Source organism: Microlunatus soli, from assembly GCF_900105385.1.
In the GTDB taxonomy this organism is placed as follows: domain Bacteria; phylum Actinomycetota; class Actinomycetes; order Propionibacteriales; family Propionibacteriaceae; genus Microlunatus; species Microlunatus soli.
Genome location: NZ_LT629772.1, coordinates 6,050,153 through 6,068,238 on the forward strand (window position 1 = coordinate 6,050,153; position 18,086 = coordinate 6,068,238).

Consider the following 18,086-nt stretch of genomic DNA (forward strand, 5'->3'; position numbering starts at 1 on the left):
GATGACAGCATCGGAACCGAGCCGGGACCTGATCCTGGACATCGGGGGCCTGCGGACCTCCTTCTTCACCGACACCGGGGAGGTCAAGGCCGTCGACGGCGTCAGCCTGCAGTTGCGGCGGGGGAGGACGACATGCATCGTCGGCGAGTCCGGCTCGGGCAAGTCGGCCCTGGCCCGATCGGTCCTGCAGGTCGTCGATCAACCCGGTCGGATCGTCGGCGGCAGGATCGACTACCGCCCGGCAGCCGATGAGCCTGCCATCGATCTGGCCGGCTTCGATCCGCGCGGCAGGGCGATCCGCGCGATCCGCGGCAAGGAGATCGGGATGATCTTCCAGGAACCGATGGCCGCGCTCAGCCCGGTGCACACGATCGGCAGACAGATCGCCGATCTGCTCACCCAACATGAAGGCATTCGCTGGCGCGACCGGCGCTGTCGGGAACGGATCGTGGCCGCCCTGGAGGAGGTCGGCATCCCGCGACCGGAAGAACGCTTCGACGCCTACACCTTCCAGCTGTCCGGCGGGATGCGGCAGCGGGCGATGATCGCGATGGCGATGATCACCCGGCCGCGGCTGCTGATCGCCGACGAGCCGACCACTGCGCTCGACGTCACGACCCAGGCCCAGATCCTCGATCTGTTGCGACAGGAGAAGGAGAACAGCGGCATGTCGTTGCTGTTCATCACCCACGATCTCGGCGTGGTCGCCGAGATCGCCGACGACGTGGTCGTGATGCGGCACGGTGCAGTCCAGGAGACCGGACCGGTCGACCAGATCTTCTCCGATCCGCAGCACAGCTACACCCGGGAATTGCTGGACTCCCTTCCCCAGCGGGCCGAACGCATCGCCGTCCCGTCCGAGACGGCGTCGCGGATCCGTCCGGTGGCACCGCCGCCGGCGGCTGTTGCACCGACGGAGCCGATCTTGACGGTCGAGGATCTGCGGATGGAGTTCCGGGCAGCGTCCGGCCGCCGGTTCCGGCGTTCGGAAAGCAATGTCGTCAAGGCCGTCGACGGCGTCTCTTTTGCGGTGCCGAAGGGGCGCACGTTGGGCATTGTCGGCGAGTCCGGGTGCGGCAAGACAACGCTCGGCCGGACCATCCTGCGGGCCTACCGGCCGACGGCCGGCATGATCAACTATGCGGCCGACGACGGCGTTGTCGATCTTGCTCCGCTCAGTGAGCGCGAGTTGCTGCCGTACCGGCAACAGATCCGGATGGTGTTCCAGGATCCGTATGGCTCGCTCAACCCGCGGATGACCGTCGCCGACGTGGTGACCGAGCCGCTCCGTGCGGCCGGGCGTACGGCGCGGTCGGAGCTGGAAGACCGGGCCCGCGAGGCGATGCTCCGAGTCGGTCTGCAGCCGGACGTGCTGCACCGCTATCCGCATGCCTTCTCCGGCGGACAGCGGCAACGGATCAGCATCGCTCGGGCATTGATCACCGAACCGACCATCGTGGTGGCCGACGAGGCCGTCTCGGCCCTCGACGTGTCGGTGCGGGCCCAGGTGCTCGACCTGTTCGCCGATCTCCAGCAGGAGCTCGGCCTGACCTACCTGTTCATCTCCCACGACCTGTCGGTGGTCGAGCGCAGCTGCGACGAGGTCGCCGTGATGTACTTCGGCAAGATCGTCGAGCACCGACCGACCGCCGAACTGTTCACCGATCCGCAGCACGGTTACACCAAGGCACTGTTGTCGGCGGTGCCGATCTCCGACCCGGCACAGCGGGGGAACCGGCAGCGGATCAGCTATCGGCCGGAGGAGGAACCCGCCGCTGTCGGCTGATCCTTGTCCGGCGATCGGGTGCCGTCGTGGCGCAGCCCGTCGTACAGGATGGTGACGATGGCGACCGCATCGTCCTGCCAGCCCTGGGTCCGCATCCCGCCCCGCTCTTTCTGCGAGCCCGACGCTGAGCTGTCCGGCCGTTCGCGGGTGATCGATCAGCGTCCTGCGGTCGGCCGGATCCGGAGGCGGTGGCCGAGCAGGTCGGGTACCGCCTTGCTGTCGAAACGGGTGGGCCAGCCGGGCAGCACCCACTGCCACCGTCCGTCGGTGTCGTCCCACAGTCTGTTGCTGATCATGGAGTCGACGTCGATCGGTTGATCCAGCTCCAGCTGCACGCGGTCGTCCAGCAGAGCGGCGATCGTCGCGGTGAACGCCTGGGTCGGCTCGGCGATGATCTCGAACCGCTCCGGCGACACCTCCGGTAGCAGGCCGTCGGCGACGAGATCGATCGTCCGGAGCAGATCCCAGGCACGACCCGCCTGCAGACTGTCGTCGAGCCAGAGCAGGTCCGACAACAGCTTGTACGACGAACCGGACAGATCTCGGGAATCCTTCTGCTCCCGATCATGGGGCAGTGCGGTGCCGGTGCCGCGGACATCGAGGAACAAGGTTGCGGCATCGGTTCGGGTGGCTCGCCGATCGTCGGCTCGCAGGCCCGGGATGCCTCGGTCGAGCAGCACCACACGCAGCAATCGTGGCGCGGTATCGATCGGCCGGGTGACGACGCCGGCGACGACGATGCCCCGTTCGGTCCACCAGAAGCCCTGCTGTGCCACGGATTCGTCGCCGATCCGGACCGGGTCGAACCAGCGACGTCCCGATCGGTCGAGGAGGACCCGGGGGCCACGGACCTTCGCATCCAGCCACGCCAGTGCAGCACGATCCCGGCACCGATCGCCGACTCCCGATCGCGGACCCGGTAGCTCGTCGAAGATCATCTTCTGGGAGCGGTCGTCCGCTCCGAGTTGACCGGTCCGCGATACCTGGAGGTCGACAACGGGAAAGGGCTCCCCCGGGTCGGAGAGATGGACCCGACCGCCGAGTCGGTCGGCGAAGAAGGTGGTCGCCGCGATCGCCAGCTGGTCGTCGTAGTGATGTCCGTTGGCGGTCGTGGCGAGCGCGATCGGTTCGCGGCCGCACCGTCGCAACAGCTCGTTGCAGTCGCCCAGGACGGCGAGCGTCCCCGGGTAGGGGAAGAAGTCGTATTCGGCGGCGAGCACCAACACCGGCGCGGGCGACATGGCGATCAACAGATCACCATGATCAAGACCGTTGGCAGTGCCGCCGAGCAGGATCTGCTCGGCGTCCTGGCGTTGTCCCGAGTCCAGGTAATGCCCGCGGCCGCAGACGAAAGTGCCGGGTGCGGCCGCGGCGAGCGCAGGATCGACGGCCATCAACAGGCAGCACAGGTATCCGCCACCGCTGTTCCCGGTGACGCCGACACGGCTCGGATCGACCTCGGGGAGCGCCCGGAGCAGTTCCAGTGCGGCCAGTGCATCGCGCAGGAAGTAGCGGACCGCTGACTGACCGTGCCACCAGGCCTGGACTCCGGCGTAGGTGTGCTCGGTGGTGCCCGGCGCGATCGTCGGGCGCGGTGCCGCCGGGAGCGCGGCGTCGGAGGGGTCGGAGAGGTAGCTGTGTCGCTCGCCCTGCCCGATCGGGTCGAAGATCAACACCACCAGTCCGGTGGACGCCAGTCGACGGGCGAGCCGCTGGTATTCAGGGTCGGCCTTGGCGGCGTCGGTGTGTCCGCAGGTGATCAAGACAGCGCCCCGGCCGGTCTGCGGGACCGGTCCGGTCGGCCGGTAGAGCGTGGCCGATACCGCGACCTGCGGTGCACTGTGGAAGATCAGCGGAAGGATCTCGATGTCGCCGAGCAGCCGACCGGGCAGATAGTGCGGTCCGGGCAGTTCGGCCGCCGGGGGCAGCCCGCCGATCGCCGTGTCTACCGCGGCTCGGATCCGTCGCTGCTCGGCCTGCAGTGCTGCCTCGGACGTGATCCCGGAGCGGAGCCGACTCCAATGGTCGAGTTGTTCACGGGTCCGGTTGCCGATCTCGGTCTGCAAGGTCAGGGACACGTCGAGATGACCGTTGAGATTGGCGTGGAAGGCCAGGGGGCCATCGGCGATCGGCACCTGAGACAGCTTACTGCATGCGGTTGCGGCAATTGCAGAACGTCGGCAGGCTGTACTGGTGGCGAAACCCAGGAAGCGGTACGCGGTGTGTGGTCTGTCCAATCGCGCGATCGCGACATTCATCCGTCCGATCCTCGGAGCGACCGCGGGCGCGGCAGGGGCCGAGGACGGTGTGCTCGGCTACGGCGCGGGCGCTGACGACTTCTCCGAGGTTGCCGAACTGGTGGCGATCGTCGATGTCGATCAGCCGCGGGTGGGCGCGTTCCTGTCCACACTGCCCGACTCCGCCGGATCGGTGCCGGCCTACGTTCCCGACGACGTCCAACAGATGATCATCGACTGTCGACCTGACGTGCTGATCGTGGCCACGCCGGACTACGCCCATGCCGATTACATCCGGGCCGGTCTGGAACACGGACTGGAGGTGATCAGCGAGAAGCCGATGACAGCGACCGCCGCGCAGGCCGAAGCCGTCCGGCAGACAGTGGCCGAGACCGGCGGCCGGGTCCGGGTGACCCACAACCTTCGCTACACCCCACGGCACCGCCGGATGAAGGAACTGATCATGGACGGTGCGATCGGAAGGGTGCTCCAGGTAGGCCTCAGCTACCACGTCGACGTACGGCACGGTGCGAGCTACTTCGTGCGCTGGAATCGCCGTCGTGCCCGGTCCGGTGGACTGCAGGTGCACAAGAGCTGTCACCACCTCGACCTGGTGAACTGGCTGATCGATGATCTTCCCGACCGGGTGTCCGCGGTCGGTGCACTCGCCTTCTACGGGCCCCGAGGGGCCCATCGACCCCATGATCGTGACGGTGCCCCGGTGACCGGCGGTGCGCTGGCCGATCATGATCCGTACTACCGGCAGGACGGCCCGGGCGGCGTGCTGCCGGCCCCCGGCGGCGAGCAGCGTTCCGGCTCCGACGTGCCCTACACGGTGCAGTATCGGGTCGAGGAACCGATGACCATCTACGACGACGCGATCGACATCGAGGACCACTACAGCGCCTTGATCGGCTACCGATCCGGGGCGGCGTTGCTGTACTCGATCGACTTCTCGTCCCCGTGGGAAGGCTACGAACTGACTGTCACCGGTACCCACGGCAGGCTGGTGACGCGTTACGCCCGGGACCTGGACGGCAACCCGATGCCGGGCAACGACCGGATCGACCTGCAGCCGTTGTTCGCCGATCCGGAGCAGATCACCGTGCAGACCGGCGGTAGCGGCCACGACGGGGCCGACCCGGCGATGCGGGCCGATCTGTTCGGCGAACCGTCGGCGGAGTCGGGGCGACTGGGTCTGGCGGCGACCCTGGACCAGGCCGCCTACGCGGTGGCAGCCGGCGAAGCCATCTGGCGGTCCGCGGAGACCGGCAGGACCGTGATGGTCGACGACCTTCTGGCATAGCCTTTTCGGCGTGGACCCTGGACACGCGGTGCGGAGCGTAGGCCGGGTCCTCGGCTGGATCGGAGGCGGCCTGATCACCCTCCTCGTGCTCGGGATGATCGCCATCGTCGTGTACGGCAACGTCGGGGTGCGGCAGGCGGAGTCGGTGCCGCTCGCGACGGTGCGCAACGATCCGCGGATCGATCTGGTGCACTCCGACGGTGCCTGGGTGATGACACCGACCGACGGCCAAGCTGCTGAGGGTCAGGCGACCGACGGGCTGGTGTTCATCCCCGGCGCGAAGGTCGATCCGTTGGCCTACGCGTCGATGCTCGCCGGGTTGGTCAGAGAAGGCGTGACGGTGATCATCACCAAACCGACGTTGAATCTCGCCTTCTTCGATCTGCGGCGGCTGACCGCGTTCACCGCACTCGCGCCCTGGGTGCAGCGCTGGGCAGTGGGTGGCCACTCGCTGGGCGGGGTCCGGGCCTGTCAACTGGTCGGCGGCGGCGGCGTCCAGACCCTGGTGCTCTTCGCCAGCTACTGCGCACGCGACATCTCCGGCACCGACGTCAGAGTGCTCAGCGTGTCCGGCAGCCGGGACGGCCTCTCCACCCCGACGAAGATCAACAACGCTCGGCCGCTGTTGCCGGCCGACGCCGAGTCGGTGGTGATCGACGGCGCCAACCACGCCTCGTTCGGTGCCTACGGCGATCAACCCGGTGACGGCACGGCTACCGAATCGTCGGCCACCGTGCAGGCCGAGATCGACGACGCGGTGCTGAGGTTCCTGACCGGTTGAGTGATCTGCTAGCCTGACGATCATGACCGGTCGTTGGTATTTCTACTTCGCGTTGGCTCTGGAGGAGCCTACGTCGCGGTAGACGACGACCTCGCAACATCCTTCAGAGCCAACGGGACCAGGAGAAATCCTGGTCCTTCGTCGTATCAGGCGGGCTCTGCGGAAGGGCCTGCTGCCACCCTCGAATGTGAGAAAGGGACCAGCATGTCGGTCACCACCGAGGCTGCCGCCTCAGATCTGCACGTCAGCCAGTTCGAATCCCTCACCGCACCGGACACCTTGTGCCGCGGCCTGCCGGCGTCGTCGATGGTCGCCTCCGTCGTCGAACGGGGCCGCGCCGAGATCGCCGGCGTCCTCTCCGGTGCCGACCCCCGGCTGCTGGTGATCGTCGGGCCCTGCTCGGTCCATGATCCCGACGCCGGCCTGGACTACGCCCGTCGGCTGGCCGAGCTCGCCGACAGCTTGGCCGACGATCTGGTCGTGATCATGCGCAGCTACTTCGAGAAGCCGCGGACAACGGTCGGCTGGAAGGGGCTGATCAACGATCCGCATCTGGACGGCAGCCACGACATCGGTACCGGGCTCGAACTGGCGCGGCGCTTCCTGCTGGACGTCGGCGAGCTCGGCCTGCCGACGGCAACCGAACTGCTGGAACCGATCACACCGCAGTACGTCGCCGATCTGATCAGCTGGGCCGCGATCGGCGCACGGACCACCGAGAGTCAGATCCACCGCCAGTTGGCCTCCGGACTGTCGATGCCGGTCGGTTTCAAGAACGCCACCGACGGTGATGTCGGACTGGCCGTCGACGGCGCGGTGGCTGCCGGCCGACCGCAGTCCTTCCTCGGCATCGACGGCAACGGGCGGGCAGCCCTGGTCCGCACCACCGGCAACCCCGACGCCCACGTCGTCCTGCGCGGCGGACGCTCCGGTCCCAACTACGGGTCCGGCCCGGTTGCGATGGCGGCGGAACGCGCCGCCCAGGCGGGCGTCCGACCGCGCGTCGTCGTCGACGCCAGCCATGCCAACTCCGGCAAGGACCACCGTCGGCAAGCCGTCGTCGTCAACGAACTGGCCGACCAGATCGGCGCCGGCGACGACAACATCGGCGGGGTGATGATGGAGAGCTTCATCGTCGGCGGCGCGCAACCGCTGGACGTCACGGCCGGTCGGCAGCTGACCTACGGTCAAAGCGTGACCGACGCCTGTCTGTCCTGGGAGACGACCGCCGAGTTGTTGCCGCGGCTCGCACGTGCAGGTCGGGAACGCATCCGGCGTCGGTGATCAACAGCCGTCGTCGTGGAGTGCTGCCAGGATCTTTCGGATCAGCAGGCTGACCCGACGGACACAGCCAGCGTCGTTCTCGTCGACGCCGATGGCGAGCGAGCCGAGCGCGATCAGCAACGTGTGCAGGTCGAGACGCTGCCGAAAGCCGGCGATGTCGGTACGTCGATAGCCGGACAGGAGCGAGTCCAGGGAGAGCGCCGGTCCGCGGACCCGCAACACGGCGAGATCGTCGACCGGGGACCCGGCGTGGGTGTCGCCGAAGTCGATCACACCGGTCACCCGGAGCTCATCGTCGACGAAGATGTGCTTCGGGCTCAGATCGCCGTGACAGAGCACCGGGTCCGGGCACGGGAAGCGATCGGGATAGCGGTCCAGCGCCGCCATCAGCTCGTCGAACTCGTGATCGGAGAAGCCGGCCGTGATCACCAGGTCGCGCTCGGCCCGCCGCTTCGCCACCTCCGACGCCGTACGAGCCGTCCAGTCGCCGTCGACGGCGATCCCGGTGAGGTCGGCGATCATCCGGCCGATCTGGACGAGCACCCGGTGCCGCTGGTGCTGTCCGAGCCCGTCATACACCTCGACCAGGGCGCGGCCCGGGACAGCGCGTTGCACCATCACCGGGAACGCGGTGCCGTCGATCACCACGGTGTCGACCAGCAGCAGCTCCGGTGCCGGCATGCCGACCGAACGCGCTTGCTCGATCGCCCGGGCCTCGCGCAGCGATTCGTCGAGATCCCCACCGAACCGTTTGATCCGGATCAGCACGTCCCGCTCGCCGGTGGTCCGGACGCGGTAGACCTCGTTCTCGTAGCCGTCGACGATCCGCTGCACCTCGTCGAGCCGTCGGCCGGTGGCCCATCGGGTCAACCGGTCCAGGATGTCGATCGGTGTCGATACACCGGCGTGCAGCCCGCGAACGTAACTGTTCGGCCAGCCCGATGTCGACCCCATGCCCGGCATCTCAGCAGACCGTAGCCATCGCGGCCACGGGTTAAATCATGGGGCGCGCCCCGTTCAGCGCACCCGTGATTCGATCGGGGCGTAGTCTTCGGCGAGCAACGATCAGCTGCGCAGGAAGCCCCGGAAGTGTCCGCTGTAGCGACCCGCGATCAATCCGGTCGCGAGCCGGGTCGACTGCTGTCAAGCTGACGCGGTGGATGAGAACAGTGCGGTCAATCGGGAGTTCTGGGACGAGATTGCGCCGCACCACGCGGGCTCCGACTACTACGCCATCGAGCGCTTCGTGGCGTCCCCGGACAGCCTCGGCTTGATCGAGAAGTCCGAACTCGGAGACGTGGCCGGGCGATCGATCTGTCACCTGCAATGCCATCTGGGATTGGACTCGCTGTCGTTGGCGCGACTCGGAGCCGACGTGACCGGGGTGGACTTCTCGGGGGCTTCGCTGCGGATCGCCCGCGAACTCTGCGAACGGACGCGGCTACCGGCCCGATTCGTCGAATCCGACGTGCTCACCGCCGCCGCGACCCTGCAGACCGAGTACGACATCGTCTTCACCACCCGCGGAGTGCTGATGTGGATCGGTGATCTGGCGGGCTGGGCCGACAACTGCCTGCGGTTGCTGCGGCCCGGAGGCACCTTCTACCTGCTGGACATCCATCCGCTCGGGATGGCCGTGGAGCAGACCGGATCGGGGCTGCGGTTGGCGTCGTCCTACTTCGGCGGCGGAGCACCGTCGATCACCGAGGAGGACGCGTCGTACGCGGTCAGTGGCGTCGGGCTGACCCATCGCGAGACCCGGGAGTGGATCCATCCGGTCGGCGAGGTGGTCACCGCGCTGGCCGGCGCCGGTCTGGTGATCGAGTTCCTGCACGAGCATCCGGACGATGGCTACGCGCCGACGACGTTGTCGGCGACTGCCGACGTGGCGGGAGTGCCCGAGCTGCCGGCGTTGTTCTCGATTCGTGCGCATCGGCCCGGATAGCTCTTTGACAGGCTCAGGGCCCTTCGATCGGGTGGGCCGGTGTCGGCGGGTGTTCCTCGGTGAGGAGGATGATCACCATGAGTACTGAGGACAGAGCGCCGGCCGCAGCGTTGGCACGGGTGATCATCTCGACCGGCGACCTTCAGCGGGCACTGGCGATCTATCGCGACGTGTTGGGCTACCACGGCGACGTGACCGGTGACGTGGCGACGCTGAGCAACGGATCGGCGTCGGCGATCATGCTGCACCGGCGACCGACGACGCCCAGTGATGCGGCCGTTGCGGCGGCGTTCACCGTTGACGATCTTGACGCGGTGGTGCGGGCCTGGGAGGCGGCCGGTGGTTCGGTGATCGACCCGCCCAGTGATCAACCGTGGGGTGAGCGGATGGCTGTCGTCCGCGACGCGGACGGCCACGTCGTCTGCCTGATCGATCGCTGATCCCGGGCCCGCCGACAGCTCAGCCGGCGGTCCGATCGATCATCGGGTCGAGGACGTTCAATGCCCGCAGTTCGGCGTTGCCCAGCGGCGGTAGGGTCCGATGAGTGTGAACCGGCAGCCCGGCGAATGCGGCCTGGGTGATCTGGGAGGTGTCGCCGTGCGACACCAGCACGATGGCGCGACCTCGGTGCTCACGTTCCAGATCGGTGATCATGCTCAGCACCCGGTCACGCACCGCGCCGGTCGGTTCGACACCCGGCGCGGTCGCGTCCTCGGCATCGCGGGCCCAGACCTGGTCGTAGGCGCTGGCCGGGCCGCCGTCGAAGCCGCCGAAGTCGCGTTCGCGTAGCCGCCGGTCCAGTCGGACCGGGCCGGCTCCGGTGACCTCGCGGAGGATCTCGGCGGTCTCGGTGGTCCGGGAGAAGTCCGAGCTGATGATCACCGGGGGAGTCGCGTCGCCGGCCCGGTGAGCGGCCCAGGACGATGCACTGTCCCGGGCCTGGCGCCGGCCGAGCTCGGTCAGCCCGTTCGCCGGGTCGAGCCCGGCCGGGGCACGGCAGACGATCAGTCCGGCGACGTTCGGTCTGCTCTGCGCATGCCGCATCACGGTGTAGCTGTTCTCCAGCGTCGACAGGTCGAGCACCGGGACATCGTACGTGCTGCTCCAGGAGCCACCGGAGCCAGCACACTTGCCGACGACCATGGTTGGCGGCTAAGTTCTCAATCGATTGAGATGAGGTGGCGACGATGGCGTTCGAGGGACTGGACAATCCGAGTGTCCGGCGGTTCCAGCGCAAGGTGACCGTGCTGTCTGCCGGTGGCACCTTCCTGGACGGGTTCGACCTGACGGTGATCGCGGTGGCGCTGCCGCTGATCCACGCCGAGTGGCAACTGACCGCGTTGGAGAAGAGCCTGATCGTCTCCAGTGCGATCATCGGCTCCTTCATCGGCGCCAGCCTGCTGGGCAATCTGACCGACCGGTTCGGTCGGAAGGCGATGTACGTGGTCGACCTGCTGGCGTTCGTGATCTTCGCTGCCCTGACCGCGTTCTCCACCGAGGTGTGGCAGCTGATCCTGTTCCGCTTCCTGCTCGGCGTCGGCATCGGTGCCGACTATCCGATCTCGGCGACCCTGGTGTCGGAGTTCAGCTCGAACTCCCGGCGCGGGATGCACAGTACGTCGCTCGGCGCGATGTGGTTCGTCGGCGCCGTCGCGGCCTACCTCGTCGGGCTCGCCGTGGTTCCACTGGGTGACTGGTCCTGGCGGATCCTGCTGCTGGTCGGTGCCGCGATCGCTCTGGTGGTGTTCTTCTTCCGCGTCAAGCTGCCGGAATCGCCGCGCTGGCTCGCTTCCCGCGGCAGGCCTGAAGAAGCGCGATCGGTGATCGCCAGGATCACCGGCAACCCCGAGGCCGAGCTGGTGCTGCCGACCACGCCACCCCGGCAGCCCGTCCGCTTTCTGTTCTCCGGCGCGATGCGGCGGCGCACACTGTTCGTCTGCGGGTTCTGGTTCTGCTACGCCACCGCCTACTACGGCATCTCGATGTACACCCCGACGATCTTGGAACCGCTGACCAGCGGCGATCGCGTGATCACGATCATCGGGTCCGGCCTGGTCGCCGTGCTCGGCATGGTCGGCGCCTTCGTCGGGATGAATCTGGTCGACCGTTGGGGACGCCGGCCGTTGATCATCACCTCGTTCGCCGGGCTGACGGTTGCGCTGATCGTGCTGGCCCTGGTCACGTCGCCGACGCTGGGCTTCCTGGTGGCGCTGTTCAGCGTTGCGGTGCTCTTCTCCAACGCCGGCGGCGGCATCCTCAACTTCGTCTACCCGACCGAGCTGTTCCCGACCTCGCTGCGCGCCACCGGTGCCGGGCTGGCAACCTCGGTGAGCCGGATCGGCTCGATCCTCGGGGTGCTGGTGTTCCCCAACTTCGTGGCGTTGTGGGGGAGCAACGTGGCGCTGTGGTTCTTCGCCGCCGTCGGCGCGGCAGGCTTGATCATCTGTGTCACGATGGCGCCGGAGACCCGTCATCAGAGCCTGGAACAGATCAACGCCGAATCCGAACTGCACCGCGTCTGACCACGCCCGTCCGGGCAACCCCGTCCAGCCCACCAGGAGAGCCATCCGTGACCCGACCGCCGCGCGACACCACCCAGGCCACGATCATCCGTACGGCGCCGCAGCCGGACACCGGCTACCGGCGGCTGACGGCCGGGCCGGCGGAGCAGCATCGGGCCAGGACGGAGTTGATCACCGGATCGGCCTGGTCGCTGCCCGACCGGCCGGTCGGACGTCTGGTCCAGGTGACCGACTTCCAACTGGCCGACCTTGTCTCGCCGAGCCGGCTGGAGTTCCTGCAACGGCTCGCCGGGGTGCCGGCCTGGCGGCGGATGCTGCCGGCCTATCGTCCTCAGGAATTCCTGCTCCTACAGGCGATCGAGGCGATCCTGCGCACGATCCGGGAGTTGGCGACAGAGCCCGGGCGGGGATTCGATGCGGTGATCACGACCGGTGACAACACCGATTCAGCCCAGTTGAACGAGCTGCAGACCTTTCTGACCCTGATGAACGGCGGCCCGATCAGGCCGGGCGATCCGAACGATGGCCTGGACAGCACCGTGTCGGCGTCCGGCAACGAGTACTACTGGAATCCGGAGCCGACGTCGCGGGACCGTTGGAAGACCGAACGGGGGCTGCCCAATCATCCGGGTGCCCTGGCCGCGGCCGCCCGGCCCTTCGAGGCCGGGGGACTCGGTGCGCCCTGGCTCGCCTGTTTCGGCAACCACGACTGCCTGGTCCAGGGGCGTGCTCCGGCACCCCCGGGCTACGACGACTTCCTGACCGGCGGCAGCAAGCCGAGCGACCGGCCGCTGGACCGGGATCCGAGCGACCCACAGTCGACGCAGCGCCCGGACACCCTCGACGCCTACTGTGACGATCCGTTGATCTTCTCCACCGCGGCGCCGCACGACATCGAGGCACTGCCCGAGCGGCGGATGATCGACAAGGCGACCTACGTCCGACTGCACCGCGAGACGGGCCAGCAGCCGGCCGGACACGGATTCACCGCGGAGAACGCCGCCGACGGCACCGCCTACTACAGCTACGACGCCATCGACGGGCTGCGCCTGATCATCCTGGACACCACGAACCCGGCCGGCGGCGTCGACGGGTGTGTCGACGAGCGTCAGTTCGGCTGGCTGGCAGGCGAACTGGGGTCGGCCGGTGAGCGGCTGGTGATCATCTGCTCCCACCACGGGCTGTCCACCCTGACCAACGCCACCGGTGACGGGACCTGGGGCGGTCGGCTGCGGTTGGCCGATGAGGTCGAGGAACTGCTGCATCGTCACGGCAGCGTGATCGCCTGGCTGTCCGGACACACCCACGTCAACAAGGTCACACCGCGGCCCGGACCGTCCGGAGGTTTCTGGGAGATCAGCACCAGCTCGATCGCTGAGTGGCCGGTGCAGGTGCGCGAGTTGGAGGTCTTCGCCACAGACGAGGGGATCGCGATCCGAGCGACCATGATCGATTCCGCGGTCGCTCCGGAGCCGACCGGCGATCTCGACCTCGACGATCTGGCCGGCCTGCATCGGGAGGTCGCCGCCAACGACCCCGGCTCGGTCGGTGGTCTGGACGCCGAAGGTACGCCGCAGGACCGCAACGTCGTACTCTATCTGCGGAGGTCATGAATCGGAGATGATCATGGAGTCGGACAGCTCAGGCGATCGGACGGATCGGCCGACCCTGCAGACGATCGCCGGTGCGGCCGGCGTGTCCACCTCGCTGGTCAGCCTGGCACTGAACGGCAAGTCCGGTGTCTCGGCGGCTCGCCGGGACGAGATCCGTCAGCTCGCCGAGGATCTGGGCTATCAACCCGATCCAGTAGCCCGTGAACTGCGGACCGGCAGCGTCTCGATGATCGGACTGCTGGTCCGCAACGTGTCCAACCCGTTCTTCAACGATCTGCTGGCCGGGATGCAGCAGGCGGCGTTCGAACAGGGCGTGACCATCGTCGCGATGGATTCGGAGTATTCCGAGGACCGGGAGCGACGCCACATCCGGCACCTGGCCGCGCGTCGGGTCGACCGACTGGCGATCGCACCGATCGGACGGGCCGCATCCTTGGAGGAGTGGCAACGACTCCGGCCGGACGCCCGGACGGTGTTGATCAACGCCGGCCCACAGATGTATCCGGATCTGCCGCATGTCGCTCCGGACGCCCAGCAGGCCGTCGGTCTCGCCTTCGATCACCTGTGGCAACTGGGCCACCGGTCGATCGGATTCCTGTCCGCGCCGATCAGCCTGATGAGCGACGAGGACCGCTACCAGCACTACCTGTCGCTGTGCGATCGGCGACGGATCGAGCCACGTCCGATCTTCAGCGACCTGCAGGGGGAGGCGATCCGCAACCGGATCGTCACCGAACTGCAGGAGCCGGATCCGCCGACCGCGGTGATCACCAATTCCGACTGGTCCGCGCACTACGTGTATCTGGCGGTTCGGGATCTGGGGCTGCGGATCGGGGTCGACCTCTCCGTGGTCGGTCACGACGATCTGGACACCTCTCAACTGCTGGAACCCGCCCTGAGCACGCTGGCCGTCGATCGTCGCGAGTTGGGCCGGCAGATCTTCGCCCGGCTCGGGGCCGCCGACGACTCAGCTTTTGCCGGGCCGGTCTGGCTGATCGCCCGGGCATCATCGGGCCCGCCTCCCTGATCGGCTCCCGACGCTCGGCGCATTCCCCGCCCCTGCCCGTGTCGCGCACGACGGTGCAAATCGGTGCATCCTGGCTTACTGTTTGCGCGTGCGTGCGATGCGACGATTCACTGTGCGGCCGGTGCTTCCGGAGCCGCTGTCCGGACTGTCCGATCTTGCCCTGAACCTGCGGTGGTGCTGGGACGCCGACACCCGGGAATTGTTCGAGAGCGTCGATCCGGTGCTGTGGGCCGAGACCGCGCACGATCCGGTCCGACTGCTGGCCGAGGTCGATCCGGCACGGTTGACCGAGCTGTCCGCTGATCGGAAGTTCATCCGGCACCTCGAACTCGCCCGAGCCGATCTGACCGAATACCTGTCCGCGGACCGGTGGTATCAGGAGTATGCCGCCAGCACGGCCGATGCGCCGCGCGCGATCGGCTACTTCTCGCCGGAGTTCGGGATCACCGAGGTGTTGCCGCAGTATTCCGGTGGCTTGGGCATCCTGGCCGGGGACCATCTGAAGGCGGCGAGTGATCTCGGTGTGCCGATCATCGGTGTCGGACTGCTGTATCGGCATGGCTACTTCACCCAGTCCTTGAATCTGTCCGGGTGGCAGCAGGAACGCTATCCGATGATCGATCCGAACAGCCTTCCGTTGCGGTTGTTGCGTGATCGTTCCGGCTCCGCCTCGGACACCGCGGACGACGGCCGACCGGTGATCATCGAGGTGCCGCTGGACGGCAGGACACTGCACGCCCAGGTCTGGGTGGCCGAGGTCGGCCGGGTGCCGCTGCTGTTGCTGGACGCGGACGTCGAGCAGAATTCGGGCACCGACCGCGAGGTGACCGATCGACTGTACGGCGGTGGCGCCGATCATCGACTGGCTCAGGAGATCCTGCTCGGCATCGGTGGCGTCCGAGCGATCCGCGCCTACTGTGCGATCACCGGGGCAGCGGCTCCCGAGGTATTCCACACCAACGAGGGCCATGCGGGATTCCTCGGCCTGGAACGGATCCGGGAGTATCTGTCCGCGGGAGAACTCGACTTCGATGCGGCCCTGGAGGAAACCCGAGCGGCCACCGTCTTCACCACCCACACCCCGGTCCCGGCCGGCATCGACCGCTTCGACCGCGATCTGATCGCACGCTACTTCGAACACCTCGACCCGGTACCGGTGGACCGCGTATTGGCACTCGGTGCCGAGGACTACGAGGGTGGTGATCCCGGCAAGTTCAACATGGCGGTGATGGGCTTCCGGCTGGCCCAGCGGGCCAACGGTGTGTCCCGGCTGCACGGCGAGGTCTCACGGGAGATGTTCCACGGGCTCTGGCGACTGTTCGACACCGCCGAGGTGCCGATCACCTCGATCACCAACGGGGTCCATCACCAGACCTGGATCCATCCGGCCCTGCTGGCGCTCCTGGAATCGCCGCGCGGCGACGGCGACACCGTGCTGGACGGGTACGACTGGTCGGCGCTGGAGCGGACCGATCGGCAGACCATCTGGGCGATGAAGCGGCAGATGCGGATCGATCTGATCGAGATGGCGCGGACCCGGCTGGCGGCGAGCAGTGCCAACCGCGGGATCCCGGCCGACTGGACCGCAGAGGTGCTCGATCCCGACGTGATCACCTTCGGCTTCGCCCGTCGAGTGCCGTCGTACAAGCGACTGACCCTGATGTTGCGTGACCCGGAACGACTGCGCCGGTTGCTGACCGATCCCGATCGGCCGATCCAGATCGTGATCGCCGGCAAGTCGCACCCCGATGACGAGAGCGGCAAGGCACTGATCCAGCAGATGGTCCAGTTCGCCGATGCCGCCGACGTCCGGCACCGCATCGTCTTTCTGCCCGACTACGACATCTCGATGGCCCGACCGTTGTATCCGGGGTGCGATGTCTGGATGAACAATCCGCTGCGACCGTACGAGGCGTGTGGCACCTCGGGCATGAAGGCTGCGCTGAACGGCGCAGCCAACCTGTCCATCCGGGATGGCTGGTGGGACGAATGGTACGACCCGGCCTACGGCTGGGCGATCCCGTCGGCCGAAGGTGTCGACGACCCGGCGCAGCGGGACGATCTCGAGGCGCACGCGCTCTACGACATCATCGAGAACGAGATCATCGAGCGGTTCTACGACACCGACAACCTCGGCATTCCGCAGCGTTGGGTGCAGACCATGATCGACACCGTGGCCGGGCTGGGGCCCAAGGTGCTGGCCTCCCGGATGGTGCGGGACTACACCCAGCAGCTGTACACCCCGGCCGCCGCGGCCTCACGGGCGGTCGGATCGACGCCGCAGACGGCGGCCGACCTGGCGGCCTGGAAGCGGCGGGTCCGCGACCTGTGGCCGGGCGTCGGAGTTGATCATGTGGAGAGCCTGGCCGGCGAGACCATCGAGGTCGGCACCACCATCGGTGTCAGCGCGCTGGTCCGGTTGGGGGAGCTGCAACCGGACGAGATCGAGGTCCAGTTGATCGTCGGCACGGTCGGCCCGGACGACGAACTGGTCGACGTCCGCTGCATCCCGTTCCCGGCCGGGGCCGACGCCGCGGACGGACTGCGTCGCTATCAGGGACAGGTCGACACCGAACGCGCCGGCTCGATCGGCTACACCGTCCGGGTGGTGCCCCGGCACGCCCGGTTGGCCAGCGACGCCGAGCTCGGACTGGCCGCATTTCCGCAGGGCGGCTAGCCTTCTCGGCTGCGAAATGGCCGGGCTGAGGCCTGGGGCTCTCGGTCCGGATGGTGCTACCGTGAACCCACATTGTGAATGCGATCACAAGGAGCATCATGGGTGGCATCGACGTCATCGATCCTCGTTACACAGCAGTGTTCGCGCGAGCGCAGCAGGTGCTCGGCGATGATCATCGGGTGCGGTCGGTCGGTCCCGGCGGATCGGTGGGTGCGGGCACGGCGGATCGCTGGAGCGATCTGGACCTCGCGATCGCCACCGAGCCCGAGCACCATCAGGACTTCATCGCGGACTGGCCGAACTGGCTGCGTCGGATCACCCCGACCGTGTTCGCCCGGACACCGATCGCCCCGTTCATCATCAACACCGTCACCGACCAGGGGCTGACCCTGGACGTCGTGGTGCACTCCGGCGAGGTTCCGATCTACCGGCCGCCGGCGGGCTACGCGGTCGGTTTCGCCTCATCCCGTTACGAAACCGTCGCGGCGGCTCTGGAGTACGCCGTGGCCGAGCAGTTGCGTGGACTGGCCGGGCCGTTCATCAGTCTGATCCAGCGTGAGGAGCATCTGCGACATCTGACCGGTGTCCCGCATGTGATCGGGCTGTTGACCACGGTTTTCCTGGCCGAGACGGGGGAGCAGCAACCGGGCAAGACGTGGAACTCCACCTACACCGAGGAACAACGGCAGCTGGTGGCGGCGCTGCCGGCTGCCCGGGCCACCCGGGAGGACATGATCGCCTTCGGACTGGCCGTCGCCCGGCTGATCGTCGAACGTGCCCGTCCGCTGTTCGCCGACCATGATCTTGAGTGGCCGGCCGACCTCGCGCAGGTCACGGCAGGGCGGCTGCGCGACCAGCTCGGTCTGGATACCACCGACTGGCTGCGGTGAGGGGTGACCCAGGAGCGG

14 protein-coding genes are annotated in these 18,086 nt (G+C 67.8%); 11 read left to right on the forward strand and 3 right to left on the reverse strand.

What is annotated here, in order from left to right; all coding sequences use genetic code 11:
* Position 1 precedes the first annotated feature (1 nt).
* On the forward strand, positions 2 to 1,786 hold the full coding sequence (locus BLU38_RS27725; protein WP_197679896.1) for an ABC transporter ATP-binding protein: 1,785 nt from the start codon (positions 2 to 4) through the stop codon (positions 1,784 to 1,786).
* Positions 1,787 to 1,941: 155 nt separating this feature from the next.
* Here the strand turns inward: BLU38_RS27725 and BLU38_RS27730 are convergent, their stop codons facing one another.
* A complete protein-coding gene (locus BLU38_RS27730; protein WP_091529815.1) occupies positions 1,942 to 3,921 on the reverse strand; it encodes an alpha/beta hydrolase family protein in 1,980 nt (659 codons plus the stop codon).
* Positions 3,922 to 3,979: 58 nt separating this feature from the next.
* On the opposite strand from BLU38_RS27730, the gene BLU38_RS27735 reads away from it, so the two are divergent.
* The 3 genes from BLU38_RS27735 (at position 3,980) to BLU38_RS27745 (ending at position 7,394) form a co-directional block, all read left to right on the forward strand.
* The gene (locus BLU38_RS27735; RefSeq protein ID WP_091529818.1) at positions 3,980 to 5,329 is read left to right on the forward strand and encodes a Gfo/Idh/MocA family protein; all 1,350 of its coding nucleotides are present in this window, start codon (positions 3,980 to 3,982) and stop codon (positions 5,327 to 5,329) included.
* A gap of 10 nt (positions 5,330 to 5,339) precedes the next feature.
* A complete protein-coding gene (locus BLU38_RS27740; RefSeq protein WP_197679897.1) occupies positions 5,340 to 6,110 on the forward strand; it encodes an alpha/beta hydrolase in 771 nt (256 codons plus the stop codon).
* 204 nt (positions 6,111 to 6,314) lie between these two features.
* Complete coding sequence (locus BLU38_RS27745) at positions 6,315 to 7,394, forward strand: 3-deoxy-7-phosphoheptulonate synthase (RefSeq protein WP_091529822.1); 1,080 nt, start codon at positions 6,315 to 6,317, stop codon at positions 7,392 to 7,394.
* On the opposite strand, the gene BLU38_RS27750 is transcribed toward BLU38_RS27745, so the two are convergent.
* Positions 7,395 to 8,348, reverse strand: a complete 954-nt coding sequence (locus tag BLU38_RS27750; RefSeq protein WP_157683761.1) for a phosphotransferase family protein — start codon at positions 8,346 to 8,348, stop codon at positions 7,395 to 7,397.
* A gap of 202 nt (positions 8,349 to 8,550) precedes the next feature.
* Here BLU38_RS27750 and BLU38_RS27755 point away from each other — a divergent pair, with 202 nt between their 5' ends.
* Both BLU38_RS27755 and BLU38_RS27760 read left to right on the forward strand, forming a co-directional pair.
* Positions 8,551 to 9,339 (forward strand): class I SAM-dependent methyltransferase, encoded by a 789-nt coding sequence (locus BLU38_RS27755; RefSeq protein ID WP_091529829.1) that lies wholly within the window; start codon positions 8,551 to 8,553, stop codon positions 9,337 to 9,339.
* A 77-nt stretch (positions 9,340 to 9,416) separates the two neighbouring features.
* Positions 9,417 to 9,779 (forward strand): VOC family protein, encoded by a 363-nt coding sequence (locus BLU38_RS27760; protein ID WP_091533283.1) that lies wholly within the window; start codon positions 9,417 to 9,419, stop codon positions 9,777 to 9,779.
* A gap of 19 nt (positions 9,780 to 9,798) precedes the next feature.
* On the opposite strand, the gene BLU38_RS27765 is transcribed toward BLU38_RS27760, so the two are convergent.
* A complete protein-coding gene (locus BLU38_RS27765) occupies positions 9,799 to 10,422 on the reverse strand; it encodes a histidine phosphatase family protein (protein WP_157683762.1) in 624 nt (207 codons plus the stop codon).
* A gap of 104 nt (positions 10,423 to 10,526) precedes the next feature.
* Between BLU38_RS27765 and BLU38_RS27770 the strand changes: the two genes are divergently transcribed.
* The 5 genes from BLU38_RS27770 (at position 10,527) to BLU38_RS27790 (ending at position 18,068) form a co-directional block, all read left to right on the forward strand.
* Positions 10,527 to 11,861, forward strand: coding sequence for an MFS transporter (locus BLU38_RS27770; protein WP_091529902.1), 1,335 nt, complete (start codon positions 10,527 to 10,529; stop codon positions 11,859 to 11,861).
* A gap of 47 nt (positions 11,862 to 11,908) precedes the next feature.
* Positions 11,909 to 13,474 (forward strand): TIGR03767 family metallophosphoesterase, encoded by a 1,566-nt coding sequence (locus tag BLU38_RS27775; protein ID WP_091529906.1) that lies wholly within the window; start codon positions 11,909 to 11,911, stop codon positions 13,472 to 13,474.
* Positions 13,475 to 13,481: 7 nt separating this feature from the next.
* Positions 13,482 to 14,501 carry a LacI family DNA-binding transcriptional regulator gene (locus tag BLU38_RS27780; protein WP_091529909.1) on the forward strand — a complete coding sequence of 340 codons (1,020 nt, stop codon included), beginning with the start codon at positions 13,482 to 13,484 and terminating at the stop codon, positions 14,499 to 14,501.
* Between the two features lie 121 nt (positions 14,502 to 14,622).
* Positions 14,623 to 17,178 (forward strand): alpha-glucan family phosphorylase, encoded by a 2,556-nt coding sequence (gene glgP / locus BLU38_RS27785; protein ID WP_331715054.1) that lies wholly within the window; start codon positions 14,623 to 14,625, stop codon positions 17,176 to 17,178.
* Between the two features lie 98 nt (positions 17,179 to 17,276).
* Positions 17,277 to 18,068 carry a nucleotidyltransferase domain-containing protein gene (locus BLU38_RS27790; protein ID WP_157683763.1) on the forward strand — a complete coding sequence of 264 codons (792 nt, stop codon included), beginning with the start codon at positions 17,277 to 17,279 and terminating at the stop codon, positions 18,066 to 18,068.
* Positions 18,069 to 18,086: the final 18 nt, after the last annotated feature.

Bases quoted from the DNA above. Each gene is read 5' to 3' on its own strand.
- BLU38_RS27770 (WP_091529902.1), top strand. From the start codon at position 10,527: ATGGCGTTCGAGGGACTGGACAATCCGAGTGTCCGGCGGTTCCAGCGC.
- BLU38_RS27725 (WP_197679896.1), top strand. From the start codon at position 2: ATGACAGCATCGGAACCGAGCCGGGACCTGATCCTGGACATCGGGGGC.
- BLU38_RS27745 (WP_091529822.1), top strand. From the start codon at position 6,315: ATGTCGGTCACCACCGAGGCTGCCGCCTCAGATCTGCACGTCAGCCAG.
- BLU38_RS27790 (WP_157683763.1), top strand. From the start codon at position 17,277: ATGGGTGGCATCGACGTCATCGATCCTCGTTACACAGCAGTGTTCGCG.
- BLU38_RS27760 (WP_091533283.1), top strand. From the start codon at position 9,417: ATGAGTACTGAGGACAGAGCGCCGGCCGCAGCGTTGGCACGGGTGATC.
- BLU38_RS27780 (WP_091529909.1), top strand. From the start codon at position 13,482: ATGATCATGGAGTCGGACAGCTCAGGCGATCGGACGGATCGGCCGACC.
- BLU38_RS27750 (WP_157683761.1), bottom strand. From the start codon at position 8,348: ATGGGGTCGACATCGGGCTGGCCGAACAGTTACGTTCGCGGGCTGCAC.